The organism is Streptomyces sp. CRCS-T-1, assembly GCF_024442335.1.
Classification (GTDB): domain Bacteria; phylum Actinomycetota; class Actinomycetes; order Streptomycetales; family Streptomycetaceae; genus Streptomyces; species Streptomyces koelreuteriae.
In genome coordinates this window covers 2,421,712-2,438,791 of the sequence record NZ_CP101651.1, presented here as the reverse complement: position 1 = coordinate 2,438,791, position 17,080 = coordinate 2,421,712, and the positions used below count along the sequence as shown (strand labels likewise).

General features: G+C 71.3%; 12 protein-coding genes. 5 read left to right on the top strand and 7 right to left on the bottom strand.

The window, feature by feature from the left end; translation table 11 throughout:
* The first annotated feature begins 157 nt into the window (after positions 1 to 157).
* Positions 158 to 2,407: an MMPL family transporter gene (locus tag NNW99_RS10620; protein WP_215118454.1), complete on the top strand. Its 2,250-nt coding sequence runs from the start codon at positions 158 to 160 to the stop codon at positions 2,405 to 2,407.
* On the opposite strand, the gene NNW99_RS10615 is transcribed toward NNW99_RS10620, so the two are convergent.
* Both NNW99_RS10615 and NNW99_RS10610 read right to left on the bottom strand, forming a co-directional pair.
* Positions 2,404 to 3,315 (bottom strand): aldo/keto reductase, encoded by a 912-nt coding sequence (locus NNW99_RS10615; protein ID WP_215118453.1) that lies wholly within the window; start codon positions 3,313 to 3,315, stop codon positions 2,404 to 2,406. The two genes, NNW99_RS10620 and NNW99_RS10615, sit on opposite strands and share 4 nt — an antisense overlap.
* A gap of 1 nt (position 3,316) precedes the next feature.
* The gene (locus NNW99_RS10610) at positions 3,317 to 4,231 is read right to left on the bottom strand and encodes an NAD-dependent epimerase/dehydratase family protein (RefSeq protein WP_370869128.1); all 915 of its coding nucleotides are present in this window, start codon (positions 4,229 to 4,231) and stop codon (positions 3,317 to 3,319) included.
* A gap of 45 nt (positions 4,232 to 4,276) precedes the next feature.
* Here NNW99_RS10610 and NNW99_RS10605 point away from each other — a divergent pair, with 45 nt between their 5' ends.
* From NNW99_RS10605 to NNW99_RS10590, 4 genes are all read left to right on the top strand, one after another.
* Positions 4,277 to 4,786: an Lrp/AsnC family transcriptional regulator gene (locus NNW99_RS10605; protein WP_251057756.1), complete on the top strand. Its 510-nt coding sequence runs from the start codon at positions 4,277 to 4,279 to the stop codon at positions 4,784 to 4,786.
* 29 nt (positions 4,787 to 4,815) lie between these two features.
* Complete coding sequence (locus NNW99_RS10600) at positions 4,816 to 5,229, top strand: MerR family transcriptional regulator (protein WP_215118451.1); 414 nt, start codon at positions 4,816 to 4,818, stop codon at positions 5,227 to 5,229.
* A 50-nt stretch (positions 5,230 to 5,279) separates the two neighbouring features.
* Positions 5,280 to 5,594: a co-chaperone YbbN gene (locus tag NNW99_RS10595; RefSeq protein WP_215118450.1), complete on the top strand. Its 315-nt coding sequence runs from the start codon at positions 5,280 to 5,282 to the stop codon at positions 5,592 to 5,594.
* 171 nt (positions 5,595 to 5,765) lie between these two features.
* Complete coding sequence (locus NNW99_RS10590; protein ID WP_251057755.1) at positions 5,766 to 7,997, top strand: AAA family ATPase; 2,232 nt, start codon at positions 5,766 to 5,768, stop codon at positions 7,995 to 7,997.
* Positions 7,998 to 8,030: 33 nt separating this feature from the next.
* Here the strand turns inward: NNW99_RS10590 and NNW99_RS10585 are convergent, their stop codons facing one another.
* The 5 genes from NNW99_RS10585 to NNW99_RS10565 all read right to left on the bottom strand — a co-directional run bounded on the left by NNW99_RS10585 (position 8,031) and on the right by NNW99_RS10565 (position 16,886).
* Positions 8,031 to 8,501, bottom strand: coding sequence for a hypothetical protein (locus tag NNW99_RS10585; protein ID WP_215118449.1), 471 nt, complete (start codon positions 8,499 to 8,501; stop codon positions 8,031 to 8,033).
* Positions 8,502 to 8,653: 152 nt separating this feature from the next.
* Complete coding sequence (gene glgB / locus NNW99_RS10580) at positions 8,654 to 11,440, bottom strand: 1,4-alpha-glucan branching enzyme (protein WP_215118448.1); 2,787 nt, start codon at positions 11,438 to 11,440, stop codon at positions 8,654 to 8,656.
* Between the two features lie 30 nt (positions 11,441 to 11,470).
* The gene (locus NNW99_RS10575) at positions 11,471 to 12,913 is read right to left on the bottom strand and encodes a maltokinase (protein WP_215118447.1); all 1,443 of its coding nucleotides are present in this window, start codon (positions 12,911 to 12,913) and stop codon (positions 11,471 to 11,473) included.
* A 155-nt stretch (positions 12,914 to 13,068) separates the two neighbouring features.
* Positions 13,069 to 14,769, bottom strand: a complete 1,701-nt coding sequence (gene treS, locus NNW99_RS10570) for a maltose alpha-D-glucosyltransferase (RefSeq protein WP_215118446.1) — start codon at positions 14,767 to 14,769, stop codon at positions 13,069 to 13,071.
* A complete protein-coding gene (locus tag NNW99_RS10565) occupies positions 14,766 to 16,886 on the bottom strand; it encodes an alpha-1,4-glucan--maltose-1-phosphate maltosyltransferase (protein WP_251057754.1) in 2,121 nt (706 codons plus the stop codon). Before NNW99_RS10565 ends, treS begins: the two co-directional genes overlap by 4 nt.
* Between the last annotated feature and the right edge of the window lie 194 nt (positions 16,887 to 17,080).

Sequence of the window (17,080 nt, the reverse complement as noted above, 5' to 3'; positions counted from 1 at the left end):
TCGCCTCTGAGCTGCTCTTTCTTCATCTCGCTAAGGGGCAATCGCGCGGCGATGGTCATGAAGGGGCTTGCGGGAGAGTCGGAGTGGTGCCATGGTGGCGTCACTTCAGCGCCAGAGTCTGGTGCCATTCCTCGCCCACCGACAGGAGTTCCCCGCCGTGGCTACCTTCCTTTACAAACTGGGCCGTCTCGCCTTCCGGCGCCGATGGCTGATGGTGTTGCTGTGGGTGGTGGTCCTCTTCGGTGCGGGCTTCGCCGCCTCCGCCGCACCGGCGCCGCCCGCGGACACCTTCTCGATGCCCGGCACGGAGTCGCAGAAGGCCTTCGACCTGCTGCAGAAGAAGTTCCCCGACGCGAGCGCCGACGGTGCCGGCGCCCGGGTCGTGGTCCGCGCGCCCGAGGGCGGGAAGATCTCCGAGCCCGCGCAGAAGGCCCATGTCGCCACGCTGGTCGCGGAGTTGAGGAAGTCTCCGCAGGTCGCCTCGGTGAGCGACCCCTTCGCGACGAAGGCGGTCAGCGAGGACGGCTCCACCGCCTACGCCATCGCCACCTACAAGGTCCCCGCCGCCGAGGTCGGCGACAAGGCGCACGACGCCCTCGACGACGCACTGGCCCGGGCCCGCGACGCCGGCCTGACCGCGGAGGCCGGCGGCGACGCCGTGAAGATCGACGCCGCCATGAGCGGCACCGGCGAGAAGATCGGCATCCTGGTCTCCGCCCTGGTCCTGCTTCTCACCTTCGGCTCCGTGATCGCCGCAGGGATGCCCCTGCTCACGGCCCTCATCGGTGTCGGCGTCGGCATCTCCGCGATCACCGCGCTCGGCGCCACCCTCGGCCTGTCCAGCACCACCTCCACCCTTGCGATGATGCTCGGCCTCGCCGTCGGCATCGACTACGCCCTGTTCATCGTCTCCCGCTACCGCGCCGAACTCACCGAGGGCCGCGACCGCGCCGACGCCGCCGGGAGGGCCGTCGGCACCGCGGGCTCCGCGGTCGTCTTCGCCGGGCTCACCGTCATCGTGGCCCTCGCGGGACTGGCCGTGGTGAACATCCCGATGCTCACCAAGATGGGCCTGGCCGCCGCCGGAACCGTCGCCATCGCCGTCCTGGTCGCCCTCACCTTCGTACCGGCGCTGCTCGGCTTCGCACCGGTCAAGGTCCTGCGCCGCCGGGACCGTCACCGCTTCTCCGGCAAGCCCCTCAGCGCCCGCCGTCAGCGCAAGGCCGACAAGCTCGCCGCGAAGGACGCCCGTCGCAAGCCCAACCTCGGCTCCCGCTGGGCCGGTTACGTCCTGCGCCACCCCGTCGCCGTCCTGGTCCTGGCCGTCCTCGGCCTCGGCGCGGTCGCCGTACCCGCCGCCAGTCTGGAGCTCGGCCTGCCCGGCGAGGGCACCATGGCCCCCGACACCACCCAGCGCAAGGCCTACGACCTGCTCTCGGGCTCCTTCGGCCCCGGGTTCAACGGGCCGCTGACGATCACCGTGGAGGGCCCGGACGCCAAGGCCGCAGCCGACACCGTCGGCAACCGCCTCGCCGGGCAGGACGGCGTCGCCACCGTCACCCCGGCCACGCCCAACGAGGCCGGAGACACCGCGATCCTGAACGTCGTCCCCACCACCGGCCCCACCGACGCCGCGACCGAGGACCTGGTACGTCATCTGCGCTCCCTCGCCGACGGCTTCCGGGCCGACACCGGCGCCGAGGTCCTGGTCACCGGCCAGACCGCGATGTTCATCGACTTCTCCGAGACCCTCGACGACGCGCTGCTGCCCTATCTCGCCCTGGTCGTGGGCTTGGCGTTCCTGCTTCTGGTGGTGGTCTTCCGCTCGGTCCTCGTGCCGCTCAAGGCCGCGCTCGGCTTCCTGCTCTCGGTGACCGCCGCGCTCGGCGCCGTCGTCGCGGTCTTCCAGTGGGGCTGGCTCGCCGACGTCTTCGGCGTCGACCAGCCGAGCCCGATCATGAGCACCATGCCGATCTTCATGATCGGTGTGGTCTTCGGACTCGCCATGGACTACGAGGTGTTCCTGGTGACCCGGATGCGGGAGGCCTACGTCCACGGGGCGCGGCCCGCCGAGGCCGTCGTCACCGGCTTCCGCTACGGCGGCCGGGTGGTCGCCGCGGCCGCCGCCATCATGATCAGCGTGTTCTCCGGCTTCATCGTGGAGGACAACGACTTCGTCAAGATGATCGGCTTCGGTCTCGCGGCCGCGGTGCTCTTCGACGCCTTCCTGGTCCGCATGACGATCGTCCCCGCCCTGTTCGCCCTGCTCGGCAAGTCGGCCTGGTGGCTGCCGCGGTGGCTCGACCGGGTGCTTCCGAACCTCGACGTCGAAGGCGCGAAGCTCTCCGGCACGGCACCGGCCGGTCAGGCGGCGCCGCAGCCCCGCGCACCCGAACTGGTCGACTAGCCGGCCCCGTCGACCGTGACCGGCTCGGCGGCCTCGTCCAGGCGGGCCTGTTCCTCTTCGCCGAGGAGCAGGTCCGCCGCGGCCGCCGAGTCCCCGGCCGTCTCCGGCCGGCTCGACCCCGGGATCGGGATGACGGCCGGGGAGCGTGCCAGCAGCCAGGCCAGCCCGACCCGCTGGGGACTGACACCGCGCTCCGCGGCGACGGCGTGGAAGGCGGCGAAGCGGTCCGCTCCCTCCGTCCGCGACGGCCCGTCCAGGGAGCTGCGGGACAGCCCGCCCAGCGGACTCCACGGCAGGAACGCCAGCCCCAGTTCCGCGCACAGCCGCAGCTCCGGCTCGCTGTCCCGGACGGCGGGGGAGTACCGGTTCTGCACCGACACCAGCCGGTCGCCGAGGATCGCACGCGCCCGGCGGATCTGGTCCGCGTCCACGTTGGAGATCCCGGCCAGCCGGATCGTGCCCGCGTCGAGCAGCTCGCGCAGGGCGCCGACCGACTCCTCGAACGGCACCGATGGGTCCGGCTTGTGGAGCTGGTAGAGGCCGATCGCCTCCACGCCAAGGCGCGTGCGGGAGGCCTCGGCGGCGGCCTTGAGGTGGCGCGGGTGGCCGTTCACCGTCCAGTCGCCGTCGGCCGGGCGGCCGCGCCCGCCCTTCGTCGCCACCAGCACGCCGGAGGTGTCACCGCCATAAGTGGCGAGGGCCCGCGCCAGCAGGCGTTCGTTGTGGCCGGGCTCCGCGCCCGGCAGATGGTAGGAGTCGGCCGTGTCCAGGAGGGTCACGCCCGCGTCGAGCGCGGCGTGCACGGTGGCCAGGGCGCGCTTCTCGTCCGGCCGGCCTTCGAGGGACAGCGGCATCGCGCCGAGCCCGATCGCGCTCACCGGCAGTCCGCCCAGTGTTCTGTACCGCATGTCAGTCGCCCTTTCCGAGCGTCTCGGCGACGGCACGCGGCAGCCACTGCCGGGCGTCGGCGAAGGCGAACCCGAGCCGGCCGGCCCGGGTGTTGTCCATGCCGTAGGAGCGGCGGAAGGAGAACGGGGAGACCTCGCCGACGTCCACCGGCCGGAACACGGCCCGCCCGCCCGGGACGTGCGCGGCCACCGCCTCGCACAACTCCTCGGTGCTCAGCGTCCCGTGGGAGGCGGCGTTCACCGGCCCGGTGAATGTCTCACCCGTTGCCCAGGCCAGGAAGCGGGCGATCTCCTCGACGTGGATGTAGGTGGCGGGCCGGTTCGCCACCGGCACGGCGATCGGCTCGCCGGTGCGTATCCGCTCCGCGTAGTGGGCCAGCCGTCCGGTGAAGTCGTCGTCCCCGCCCAGCACATGGGCCACCCGCACCGCCGTGTACGGCAGCGCGGGGCCGTCGGCCGCGAGGACCGCCTCGGCCTGCCGCTTGCCCTCCCCGTAGTGCGACTCCAGGAACACCGGGTCGTCCCAGGGCAGTTCGAGATCGACGGTGACCTTGGCCGGGTCGACGGCCTCCTCGCGCACGAGGGCCGGGGAGTCCTCGTACTCGTACACCTCGACGGTCGAGGTCATGACGTAGCGGCGAGTACGGCCGGAGAAGACGCGGCGGGCGAGTGCCGCCTGGCGCGGGGTGTAGCAGACCTGGTCGACGACGACGTCGAAGACGCGCGAGCCGAGCGCCCCGGTCAGCGAGTGCTCGTCGTCCCGGTCGGCGACGAGATGCTCCACCCCGTCCGGCGGCGGGGAGGACCCCCGGTTCAGCACGCTGACCCGGTGCCCTTCGTCCCGCAGCCGTGCGATCAGGCGCTTGCCGAAGTAGCGGTTTCCACCGATGACCAGTACGTTCCGGGCGTTTTCCATGGCCATAATTCTCCTGGCGTACATCCGCGTACTGAAGGGGGAACCATGGGAGTTCAGGCGACCACGCCGAAAGAACCACGGCATCTGCGCCCCGCCGCCGACGAAACCTCGGTGGCCTTCGACGCGCTGGACCGGCAGATCCTCCACCTGCTCCAGACCGACGGCCGGATCAAGCTCAGCGAGCTGGGCCGCCGGGTCCGGCTCAGCCCGGCGGCGGTCACCGAACGGGTACGGCGACTGGAGGCCGCGGGCGTGATCAGCGGCTACGGCGCCCAGGTCGTCCCGGCCCGCCTCGGCTACGGCATCCAGGCGTTCATCCGCGTCAACCCGCACGGCGGCTACAACCTCAAGCACCCGAGGACCCTGGAGCTGATCGAGCGGCCCGAGATCACCGAAGTGCACCACGTGGTCGGCGAGGACTGCTGGATCCTCAAGGTCGCCGTCCGCGACACCGTCCACCTGGAGGAGGTCCTGGAGGGCGTCTCCGCGCTGGGGCGCACGACGACGTCGATCGTGCTGACCTCCCCGGTGGAGCGGAAACCGCTGTTGCCTTGACGCGGGCGTCAAGGAATACGTTCGTACGCATGCGAATCGGCGAGCTGGCCGCACGGGCCGGGACCACGACGCGGACGCTGCGGTACTACGAATCGCGGGGGCTGCTGCCCGCGCGGCGTACGGGCAACGGATACCGGAGCTACGACGAGAGCGATCTGCGGCTGCTCCGGCAGATCCGCACGCTCCAGGACTTCGGGTTCGACCTGGAGGAGACGCGGCCCTTCGTGGAGTGTCTGCGGGCCGGGCACCCCGAGGGCGACTCGTGCCCGGCGTCGCTCGCGGTCTACCGGCGCAAGCTGGGCGAGCTGGACTCCCTGATCGGTGAGCTGACCACCGTCCGGGACACGGTCGCGCGGCAGCTGGCGCGGGCCGAGCTGGCCGCCGAGGCGGAGGCTCCGGGCGGTCCGGAGCCGCAGTGCGAGCTGGGAGGGGACCCCTGGTGACCGACGTGAGCGATGTGACCGGCGTGAGCGGCGTAAGTGATGCGACCGGCGTGACAGACGTGACGGACGCGGATTTCGAGGCCGAGGTGATCGGCGCCGATCTGCCGGTGCTCGTGGAGTTCACCGCCGACTGGTGCCCGCCGTGCCGGCAGATGGCCCCGGTGCTGAAGGCCCTCGCCTTCGAGGAGGGCGACCGGCTGAAGGTGGTGCAACTGGACGTGGACGCCAACCCGGAGACGACCAACGCCTACAAGGTGCTGTCGATGCCGACCTTCATGGTGTTCCGGGGCGGCGAGCCCGTGAAGTCGATGGTGGGGGCGCGGGCCAAGCGGCGGCTGCTGGAGGAGCTGGCCGACGTGCTCTAGGCAACCCGCCCGGACAACAGGAAATCCCCCGAGCAATTGCGCTCGGGGGATTTCCTTGCGTATATTTGTTTGTTCGTGACTTCAACCCGAAAGAAGTCACGCGAAGTTCAGTGAGCACAGTATATCCGGGCGGGAGCGGAATTGTCAAACACCGAATTTCCGGACGATGAATTGCGACAGGAACAGGAATTCATCGACGGGTTGTACGCGCGCGTGGACGCGCTGCGCGGCGACGCCGAGACCTCCGTCACGGACGCGCTCGCGCAGGGCAACACGCCCATGCAGGCCAGACTCGAGCGGGACATCCTCGTCGCCGAGCGCTCCGGGCTGCTCGCCGCGCTGAACGCGGTGGACGGCTCTCTGTGCTTCGGCCGGATCGACCTCACCTCGGGTGTCACCCACCACATCGGCAGGATCGGGCTGCGCACCGACGACGCCGAGCGCACCCCCGTCCTGATCGACTGGCGTGCCGATGTCGCCCGCCCCTTCTACCTGGCCACCGGCCACACCCCGATGGACCTCAGGCGTCGGCGGCACATCGCGACCGACGGCCGGCAGGTCACGCATCTGCACGACGAGATCCTGGACCTCGGCGACGAGACCCGCACCGGCCACGAGGACCCGACGGGTGACGCCGTGCTGCTCTCCGCGCTCAACTCGGCCCGCACCGGCCGCATGAGCGACATCGTGCAGACCATCCAGGCCGACCAGGACCGCATCATCCGCGCCCCGCACCGCGGCGTCATGGTGGTGGAGGGCGGTCCGGGCACCGGCAAGACGGCCGTCGCCCTGCACCGCGCCGCCTATCTGCTGTACGAGCACCGCGAGCTGCTCGCCAAGCGGGCCGTACTCATCGTCGGGCCCAACCCGGCGTTCCTCGGCTACATCGGCGAGGTGCTGCCCTCCCTCGGCGAGACGGGCGTGCTCCTCGCGACCGTCGGCGAGCTGTTCCCCGGCGTGAAGGCGACCGCGACCGACACGCCCGAGGCCGCCGCCGTCAAGGGCCGGGCGGACATGGCCGACGTCCTCGCCGAGGTCGTCCACAGCCGGCAGGCGCTGCCCGACCCGGTCATCGCCATCGAGCACGACCGCGAGATCCTCATGCTCGACGACGGCCTGGTGAACGTCGCCCGCGAACGCACCCGCGCCGCCAAGCTGCCGCACAACGCGGCCCGCGAGCACTTCGAGGGCCACATCCTCAACGCGCTCACGGACCTGTACGCCGAACGGATCGGCACCGACCCCTTCGACGGGTCCAGCCTGCTCGACCCCAGCGACATCACCCAGATCCGCGACGACATCGCCGACAACCCCGACGTCTGGTCCGCCATCGACCAGCTCTGGCCGGTGCTCACCCCCGAGCGGCTCGTCGCCGACTTCCTCGCCGCGCCCGAGGAGTTCCTGCCCGCCGAGGACGCCGAGGCCGTACGCCGCCCGGTGACCCGGCGCTGGAGCGTCGCGGACGTGCCGCTGCTCGACGAGGCCGCCGAACTCCTCGGCGACGACGACCGGCTGGCCCGGGAGCGCGCCGCGCGTGAGCGGGAGGAGCAGATCGCCTACGCGCAGGGCGTGCTGGAGGTGTCGTACGCCTCCCGGACCTACGAGTTCGAGGACAAGGAGGACGGCGACCCCGACGGCAGCGAGGTGCTGTCCGCGCACGACGTCATCGACGCCGAGCGGTTCGCCGAGCGGCACGAGGAGGACGACCACCGCAGCGCCGCCGAGCGCGCGGCGGCCGACCGCACCTGGGCGTTCGGGCACATCATCGTCGACGAGGCGCAGGAGCTGTCGCCGATGGCCTGGCGGCTGCTGATGCGCCGCAGCCCGACCCGCTCGATGACCCTGGTCGGCGACCCCGCGCAGACGGCGGAGGCGGCCGGTGTCGGCTCCTGGGCGGGCATCCTCGACCCGTACGTCGAGGACCGCTGGGAGCACACCCGGCTGGGCGTCAACTACCGCACCCCGGCCGAGATCATGGACGCCGCGGCGGCCGTGGTCCGCGCCGAGCACCCGGACTTCGAGCCGCCCAGCTCGGTCCGCTCCACGGGCGTACGGCCGTGGGCACGGGCCACCGACGACCTCCCGGGCGCCGTCGCCAAGGCGGTCGGGGAACTCACCCCGGACGAGGGGCGGCTCGCGGTGATCGCCCCGCGCGACCTCCACCGCGGCCTCGCGGCCCGGCTGGACGGCGTGACGGCCGGCGCCGAACCCGACCTCACCCACACGGTCGTCCTCCTCGACCCGCGCCAGGCCAAGGGCCTGGAGTTCGACTCCGTCCTGGTCGTCGAGCCCGGCCGCTACGGCACCAGCGACCTGTACGTGGCCCTGACCCGGGCCACCCAACGGCTCGGCGTGCTGCACACCGGGGAACTGCCGAAGGCGCTGGCCGAACACTTCGGATAGCCCGACCGGCGGGGGCTCTCCGACGCCCGGGAGTCATGCCCCCGCCGGTGCCCTCCGGGCGCGGAACTCCGTCGCGTAGCCCGCGCTGATGCCGAGCCCGGCGGCGGACAGGGCGCAGGACATGCTCGCCCAGTTCATCCACAGGTAGGAGGAGTCGGCGCTGTAGACGGTGCCGTCCTCGCGTACGCAGTCGAAGCGCAACGGCAGGTACGAGGAGCGGTGGTGGGACAGGCCCGCGGTCGTGTCCCGGTCGAAGTCGTCGAGGCAGGCTCGGGCCGGGACCGAGGAGGCGCCTTCGCCGAACTCCCACTCCGAGTCCAGCACGGCGAAGAGCCCCAGGGAGTAGACGGACACGGCCGCCCAGGCGAACATCGCCGCCGCCCGGCGCAGCAGCAGTGGCAGCCAGGGTTCGGGGCGGCCGGGAAACGCCATGGCGACGACTCCCGCGGCCGCGACCAGCGCGCCGAGGGCACAGATGACGGAGATGCCCAGACCGATCAGCACGCCGTGACCCCATCCCGCGCGGGCGGACCCCCACGGCCCGGTGGGGTGGCACGGCGCATGCCGCCACCCCACCAGGGCCCGACGGGACGGGCTGTGGCGGAAGCCACACCTCCCGTCACAGAGGTGTCACAGGTCGCCGGAGGCCTGTCGTTTCACGCCGGGCGCAGCCACACCGTCGACAGCGGCGGCAGGGTCAGGCGGATGCTGGCCGGGCGGCCGTGCCAGGGCTGGGCCTCGGGCTTGACCGGGTCGGGGTTGGTGATGTCGCTGCCGCCGTAGCGGGCGGCGTCGGTGTTGACGGCCTCGTGCCAGGCGGGGACGTCCTCGGGCACGCCGAGGCGGTAGTCCTGGCGGGTGACCGGCGCGAAGTTCGACACCGCCAGGATCGGGGTGCCCTCCGGGTCCAGCCTGAGGAACGCGAGGACGTTGTCGTCGGCGGCGTCCCCGACGATCCACTCGAAACCGGCCGGGTCGGTGTCGAGGCGCCACAGCGCCGGGGTGGCCCGGTAGACGGTGTTGAGGTCGCGGACCAGGTCACGCACGCCCCGGTGGTCGGGCTCGGCCCCGTAGCCGGGGTCCAGCAGCCACCAGTCCGGGCCGTGCGCCTCGGACCATTCGGCGCCCTGCGCGAACTCCTGCCCCATGAACAGCAGTTGCTTGCCCGGGTGGGCCCACATGAAGCCGAGGTAGGCCCGGTGCCCGGCCCGTTGCTGCCACCAGTCGCCGGGCATCTTCGACACCAGGGACCGCTTGCCGTGCACGACCTCGTCGTGGGAGATGGGCAGGACGTAGTTCTCGCTGTACGCGTACACCATCGAGAACGTCATCTCATGGTGGTGGTACTTGCGGTGCACCGGTTCATGGCTCATGTACTGGAGCGAGTCGTGCATCCAGCCCATGTTCCACTTCAGCCCGAAACCGAGCCCGCCGAAGCCGCTCGGGCCCTCGTGGTGCGTGGCCCGGGTGACCCCGTCCCAGGCGGTCGACTCCTCGGCGATCGTGACCACGCCGGGCACCCTGCGGTACACCGTCGCGTTCATCTCCTGGAGGAAGGCCACCGCGTCCAGGTTCTCCCGGCCGCCGTGCTCGTTGGGCGTCCACTGCCCCGCCTCGCGCGAGTAGTCGAGGTAGAGCATGGACGCCACCGCGTCCACCCGCAGCCCGTCGATGTGGAACTCCTCGCACCAGTACAGGGCGTTGGAGACGAGGAAGTTGCGCACCTCCCGCCGCCCGAAGTCGAACTCCAGCGTGCCCCAGTCGGGATGCGCGGCCCGTAGCGGATCCTCGTGCTCGTACAGGGGCCGCCCGTCGAACTCGGCCAGCGCCCAGTCGTCGCGCGGGAAATGGGCCGGTACCCAGTCCATGAGGACGCCGATCCCGGCCCGGTGCAGCGAGTCGACCAGGTGCCGGAAGTCGTCCGGCGTACCGAGCCGGGCCGTCGGCGCGTAGAAACCGGTGACCTGGTAGCCCCAGGAACCGCCGAACGGATGCTCCGCGACCGGCATCAGCTCGACGTGCGTGAAGCCCAGGTTCTTCACATACCCGGGGAGCTGATCGGCGAGCTGCCGGTACGTCAGCCCCGGCCGCCAGGAGGCCAGATGCACCTCGTACACCGAGAACGGCGCCTCGTGCGCCGGGGCCTCGGCCCGCCGGGCCAGCCACTCGGCGTCGCCCCACTCGTACGCCGAGGACGTGATGACCGACGAGGTCGCGGGCGGCACCTCCGTGCGGCGGGCCAGCGGGTCGGCGCGCAGCGTCTTCGAACCGTCGGGGCGGGTGATGTCGAACTTGTACAGCTCGCCCTCGCCGATGTCCGGCAGGAACAGCTCCCACACGCCCGACGAGCCCAGCGACCGCATGGCGTGGCCGGTGCCGTCCCAGAAGTTGAAGGTGCCGGCCACGCGCACGCCGCGCGCGTTCGGCGCCCACACCGAGAACCGGGTGCCGGTCACGCCCTCGTGGATCGTCGGGTGCGCGCCCAGCGCCGTCCACAGCTCCTCGTGCCGGCCCTCGCCGATCAGATGCAGATCGAGGTCGCCCAGCGTGGGCAGGAAGCGGTAGGCGTCCTCGGTGTCCAGGAGCGTGCCCTCGTACGCCACGAGCAGCCGGTACGCCGGCACCTCCCGCAGCGGCAGCAGCCCGGAGAAGAACCCCTGCCCGTCGTCGTGCAGCTCCGCCCGCAGTTCCCCGGCGACGACGGTCACCGACAGCGCGTACGGCCGGAACGCCCGGAACGCGACCCCGCCGGGCACGGGGTGCGCGCCGAGCACGGAGTGCGGGTCGTGATGCGTCCCGCCGAGCAGCCGCTCCCGGTCCACCGCGTCGACGGCGGGCGAGACGGCGATCTCCATCTCCGGCGGGAAGACCTGGGCGGGGGCGGCCTTCTTGGCAGCGGCTTTCCCGGCTCCCGCCGCCTTGGCGCCCGCTGTCTTGGCCGGGGTCTTCTTGGCGGTGGCTGTCTTGGCAGGTGCCCTCTTGGCGGTGGCCCTCTTGGCGGTGGCCTTCTTCGCCGCGGCCTTCTTGGCAGGGGTACCGGCGGCCGTGGTCCGGGTGGCCGCGGCCTTCGCGGTCGTGGCCTTCTTGGCGACGGCCTTAGCGGTCGTCGTCTTCTGGGCAGCCGTCTTCTTCGCGGCGGCCTTCTTCGCAGGGGTCTTCTTGGCGGCCGCCTTCGTCGCGGCCACCTTCTTGGCGGTCGACTTCGCCGCCGTCGCCTGCGCGGGATCCGCCTTCTTCGCCACGGCCTTCTTCGCCGCAGACGTCGTCTTCGCCGGTGACTGCGCCGAGGCCGACTTCTTGGCGGCGGCCTTCTTCGCCGCCTGTTTCGGTACCGCCGTCTTCTTCGCGGCGCTCTTGCGCTGGGCGGCCGTCGGCTGCTCGGGGATCTTCTCCCCGGCCGTCTTCTTCGGGTGCGAACCGCTGGACTCGGAGCGGGGGGTCACGGGCGCAGCCTCCTGGGCGCAGGTGGTCGGTCAGGTCAGATGGCCGGACGAGGACAGCCGGCTTATGGCGGCCAGCGGCACCGGCAGCCAGTCGGGGCGATGGCGGGCCTCGTACACCACCTCGTAGATCGCCTTGTCCGTCTCGTAGGCCCGCAGCAGCACCGGGTCGGTGCGCGGATCGCGGCCGGAGGCCTCGGCGTAGCCGGAGCAGTACGCGGACCGGCAGGTCTCGGCCCAGTCCGGCTGGGGCGGATCGGCCGAGCGGGCCGCGTAGTCGAAGGAGCGCAGCATGCCGGCGACGTCCCGCACCGCCGGCTGCGGCATCCGCCGCTCGGGCAGCGGCCGGGCCGGCTCGCCCTCGAAGTCGATCAGCCACCACTCACCGCCCGGTGAGCGCAGGCACTGCCCGAGATGCAGATCGCCGTGCACGCGCTGCGCGGTCCAGGTGCGGCCCTCGGAGGCCAGATCGCCCAGCGCCGTGAACGCCGAGCGCAACCCGTCGGCGTAGGGCCGCAGCGCGGCGACCGCCTGGACGGCCGCCTCCAGCCGCTCGATCATGCCGTCCACCATGAGCTGGAGCTGCATGTGACCGAGCGTGACCGTCGGCAGCGCCCGGGCGAGCGCGGTGTGCACCTCGGCGGTGGCCCGCCCCAGCGCCCGCGCCTCGGCGCCGAAGTCCTCGCCCTTGGCCAGCTCGCGCAGCGCCAGCTCCCAGCCGTCGGAGGCGCCCTGCAGATACGGCTGGAGCACCCCCAGCACGTACGGATGCTGGGCGAGGTCCGCCTGGCCCGCCGCGATCACCGGGTCCGCCGTGGGGTCGATGTCCGCGACCATCCAGGCCGTCGGCGCGGGCACCCGGGGGCTGCCCTCGCGGGCCAGCGCCAGCGGCAGCTCCAGATCGGGGTTGATCCCGGGCACGATCCGGCGCAGCAGCTTCAGGATGAACGTATCTCCGTAGACGACGGACGAGTTGGACTGCTCTGCGGTCACCACGCGGGGCACCAGCCCGGAGCGGATGTCCTGGCCGGGGTCCCGCTCGAAGCGGAGCCTGCCGATACGGGCCTGGGTGCGCAGCGCCTCCAGGAGCAGCTCGGCGGGCCGGGTGTCGTGCAGGGCGTCGTAGACGGTGCGGCCGGCCAGCGGCCCCGTCGGTACGTGTCCGATCAGCGCGGGCGCCAGCCGAGGCGGCAGCGCCTCGCGCACGCCTATCAGGAGCTGGTAGCAGTCGCCGGGGTGGCCGGGCGCGCCGGGGGACGGCACAAGCGGCTGATGGGCGCGTACCAGCAGGTGGTACAGGCCGAGCTTGGCACTGGCGGGCAGCAGCTCGGTGGCCTCGACCAGTGTGAACCCGGTGACCGGACGGCCCTTGCCGGCGAACCAGCGCTGCCGTGGCAGCCATTCCCGCAGCAGGGGATCCAGAGAGGCGAGAAGGCCGGGCGGGGTGGTGACGGTGCGTGTGACGGCTTCCGACATGACGTCGCGTCCTTTCACCCATGTGTGATGCGTCACCGGGTGGGGTGTTCTTCATGCGTGCCCCGGGCGGGGCAGGGGAAACGCCCCGCCGCGGGGGTTTGCGGCCTGCCCCGCGGAACAGGCCTCAGCAGGCCGATCCGGGCCTCATACGGCCCTCATACGGTGTCCCCGCGGAGCCGGAACCAGTAGAAACCGTGGCCCCCGAGGGTCAGCAGATACGGCAGCTCGCCGATGGCCGGGAAGCGCACCCCGCCGAACAGCTCCACCGGGTGCCGCCCCTCGAAGGCGCTCAGATCCAGCTCCGTGGGCTGCGCGAACCGGGAGAAGTTGTTCACGCACAGCACCAGGTCGTCCTCGTACTCCCTGAGGAAGGCCAGCACCGCCGGGTTCGTCGACGGCAGCTCGGTGTAGGTGCCGAGTCCGAAGGCGGGGTTCTGCTTACGGATCTCGATCATCCGCCGCGTCCAGTGCAGCAGCGACGACGGCGAGGACATCGACGCCTCGACGTTCGTGACCTGGTAGCCGTAGACCGGGTCCATGATCGTCGGCAGGAACAGCCGCCCGGGGTCACAGGACGAGAAGCCCGCGTTGCGGTCGGGCGTCCACTGCATCGGCGTGCGCACCGCGTCCCGGTCGCCGAGCCAGATGTTGTCGCCCATGCCGATCTCGTCGCCGTAGTACAGGATCGGCGAGCCCGGCAGGGCCAGCAGCAGGGCCGTGAACAGCTCGATCTGGTTGCGGTCGTTGTCGAGCAGCGGGGCCAGCCTGCGCCGGATGCCGATGTTGGCGCGCATCCGTGGGTCCTTGGCGTACTCGGCCCACATGTAGTCGCGCTCTTCGTCGGTGACCATCTCGAGCGTGAGCTCGTCGTGGTTGCGCAGGAAGATGCCCCACTGGCAGTTCGAGGGGATGGCCGGGGTCTTGGCCAGGATCTCGGAGACCGGGTAGCGGGACTCACGGCGTACGGCCATGAAGATGCGCGGCATGACCGGGAAGTGGAAGGCCATGTGGCACTCGTCGCCGCCGCTGGGGTAGTCGCCGAAGTAGTCGACGACGTCCTCGGGCCACTGGTTGGCCTCGGCGAGCAGCACCGTGTCCGGGTACTGCGCGTCGATCTCCTTGCGCACCCGCTTCAGGAAGTCGTGCGTCTCCGGGAGGTTCTCGCAGTTCGTGCCCTCCTGCTGGTACAGGTAGGGCACCGCGTCCAGCCGGAACCCGTCGATGCCCAGGTCCAGCCAGAACTTCAGCGCGGAGATCATCTCCTCCTGCACGGCCGGGTTCTCGTAGTTGAGGTCCGGCTGGTGGGAGAAGAAACGATGCCAGTAGTACTGCTTGCGGACCGGGTCGAAGGTCCAGTTGGAGGCCTCGGTGTCGACGAAGATGATCCGCGCGTCCGGGAACTGCTTGTCGTCGTCGGCCCACACGTAGTAGTCGCCGTAGGGCCCGTCCGGGTCCTTCCTCGACTCCTGGAACCACGGGTGCTGGTCGCTGGTGTGGTTCATGACGAAGTCGATGATCACGCGCATGCCGCGCTGGTGGGCGGCGTCGACGAATTCCACGAAGTCGGCGAGATCGCCGAACTCGGGGAGCACGGCCGTGTAGTCGGAGACGTCGTAGCCGCCGTCGCGGAGCGGGGACTTGAAGAACGGCGGCAGCCACAGGCAGTCGACGCCGAGCCACTGGAGGTAGTCGAGCTTGGCGGTGATGCCCTTCAGGTCACCGACACCGTCGCCGTTGCTGTCCTGGAACGAGCGGACGAGCACCTCGTAGAAGACGGCGCGCTTGAACCACTCGGGGTCGCGGTCCCTGGCGGGAGTGTCCTCGAAGGTGTCCGGAACGGGTTCGTTGACGATCATGTTGTGGGTGACCCTCCCATCTGCGGGGTGGACGGTCGCAGCACCGTGAAGACGTGCGCGGGGCTCCGGCCCGGTTCGAGACGCACGTAGTTGGCCCTGCCCCAGTGATAGGTCTCGCCGGTGAGCTCGTCCCGCACCGGCACCGACTCGTGCCAGTCCAGGCCGAGTTGCGGCATGTCCAACGAGACCGTCGCCTCCTGGGTGTGGTGGGGGTCGAGGTTGGCGACCACCAGAACCGTGTTCGAACCCTGCCGCTTCGAGTAGGCGATCACCGCCTCCTGGTCCGCGTCGTGGAAGTGGATGTCGCGCAGCTGCTGGAGGGCCGGATTCTCCCGCCGGATGGTGTTGAGCCTGGTCAGCAGCCGGGTGATGCTGCGCCCCTCACGCTCGGCCGCTTCCCAGTCGCGATGCCTGAGCTGGTACTTCTCCGAGTGGAGGTACTCCTCGCTGCCTTCCTTGAGCGGGGTGTTCTCGCACAGCTCGTAGCCCGAGTAGATGCCCCAGGTCGGCGACAGGGTTGCCGCCAGCACCGCCCGGACCTCGAAGGCGGGGCGCCCGCCGTTCTGGAGGTAGGCGTGCAGGATGTCGGGGGTGTTGGCGAAGAAGTTCGGCCGCATGTAGGAGGCGGCTTCGCCGGAAAGTTCGGTGAGGTAGTCGGTCAGCTCCTGCTTGGTGTTGCGCCAGGTGAAGTACGTGTAGGACTGCTGGAAGCCGATCTGGGCCAGGGTGGCCATCATCGCCGGGCGGGTGAAGGCCTCGGCCAGGAAGATCACGTCGGGGTCGGTGCGGTTGATGTCCGCGATGACCCGCTCCCAGAAGACGACCGGCTTGGTGTGCGGGTTGTCCACGCGGAAGATCCGCACGCCGGTGTCCATCCAGTGCCGCAGCACCCGGACGGTCTCGGCGATGAGGCCGTCCATGTCGGCGTCGAAGGCGATGGGGTAGATGTCCTGGTACTTCTTCGGCGGGTTCTCGGCGTAGGCGATGGTGCCGTCGGGGCGGTGGTGGAACCACTCGGGGTGCTTCTGCACCCAGGGATGGTCCGGCGAGCACTGCAGGGCGAAGTCGAGAGCCACCTCCATGCCCAGGTCCCGGGCCTGCTCCACGAACCAGGTGAAGTCCTCCAGGGTGCCCAGGGCGGGGTGCACGGCGTCGTGGCCGCCCTCGGGCGAGCCGATCGCCCAGGGCACGCCGACGTCGTCGGGGCCGGGGGAGAGGGTGTTGTTCTTGCCCTTGCGGAAGGTCGTGCCGATCGGGTGGATCGGGGGCAGGTAGACGACGTCGAAGCCCATCGCGGCGATCGCCGGGAGGCGCCGGGCCGCGGTGCGGAACGTGCCGTGCGGCTGCTTCGGGGTGCCTTCGGAGCGGGGGAAGAACTCGTACCAGGAGCCGTACAGGGCCCGCTCCCGCTCCACGAGGAGCGGCAGGGGTTCGGAGGTGGTGACCAGGTCCCGGAGGGGATGGCGGGCCAGTACCTCGTCCACCTCCGGCGTCAACGCCGCCGCGAGACGTGAGGCCGCCGGGCGGCTCTCGTCCCGCAAGGCGTCGACGGCGGCCAGGACCACGTCCCGCAGGCCCTCCTCCTCGGGGACGCCGTCGGCCGCCCGCTCGTACAGGCGTGCGCCCTCCTCCAGGACTACGTCCGTGTCCATGCCGGCCGGGATCTTGATCTGCGCGTGGTGGCGCCAGGTGCCGACCGGGTCGCCCCACGCCTCCACGGTGAACGTCCACAGGCCGGGCTCCCCGGCGGTGACCGTGGCGCCCCAGCGGTCCGTGCCGGGGGCCAGCTCCCGCAGCGGTGTCCAGGGCCCGGGGCAGCCCTCGGGGTCCCTCAGGACGGCATTGGCGGCCACCGCGTCGTGCCCCTCCCGGAACACGGTCGCCGAGATGTCGAAGGTCTCCCCGGTCACGGCCTTGGCCGGACGGCGGCCGTGCTGGACGACCGGGCGGACATCGAGCACGGGTATGCGCCCGACGGCGGTCGCCTCGCCCGCGGGCGACGGTGGCGGGGCCGGTGGGCCGGTGTCGGCCGGGCGCACGGGACGTTCCCCGCCGCCGGGCGCGCGCGCCCCGGTGCGGCGGGTGGGGGGTGGTGACGAAGGGTGCTTGGCGGGCATGACCGCTCCTGTCCGCGTCAACGTGGGTGGGCGGAGGTCTATGGGGAGGTGGGTCCTGCGTGGTGCTCCTGAGAGGGGTACCCGCAGGAGCCTTCCCACCCTATTCGGGTGGGCAATCCGGCACTTTGTTAACTACTCACGCGTATGTCGACACACAAGACCGGCCTCGTCCGCGACGGACGAGGCCGGCCCTG

Bases quoted from the DNA above. Each gene is read 5' to 3' on its own strand.
- NNW99_RS10615 (WP_215118453.1), bottom strand. From the start codon at position 3,315: ATGCGGTACAGAACACTGGGCGGACTGCCGGTGAGCGCGATCGGGCTC.
- NNW99_RS10610 (WP_370869128.1), bottom strand. From the start codon at position 4,231: ATGGAAAACGCCCGGAACGTACTGGTCATCGGTGGAAACCGCTACTTC.
- NNW99_RS10605 (WP_251057756.1), top strand. From the start codon at position 4,277: ATGGGAGTTCAGGCGACCACGCCGAAAGAACCACGGCATCTGCGCCCC.
- NNW99_RS10600 (WP_215118451.1), top strand. From the start codon at position 4,816: ATGCGAATCGGCGAGCTGGCCGCACGGGCCGGGACCACGACGCGGACG.
- NNW99_RS10575 (WP_215118447.1), bottom strand. From the start codon at position 12,913: ATGTCGGAAGCCGTCACACGCACCGTCACCACCCCGCCCGGCCTTCTC.
- treS (WP_215118446.1), bottom strand. From the start codon at position 14,769: ATGATCGTCAACGAACCCGTTCCGGACACCTTCGAGGACACTCCCGCC.
- NNW99_RS10565 (WP_251057754.1), bottom strand. From the start codon at position 16,886: ATGCCCGCCAAGCACCCTTCGTCACCACCCCCCACCCGCCGCACCGGG.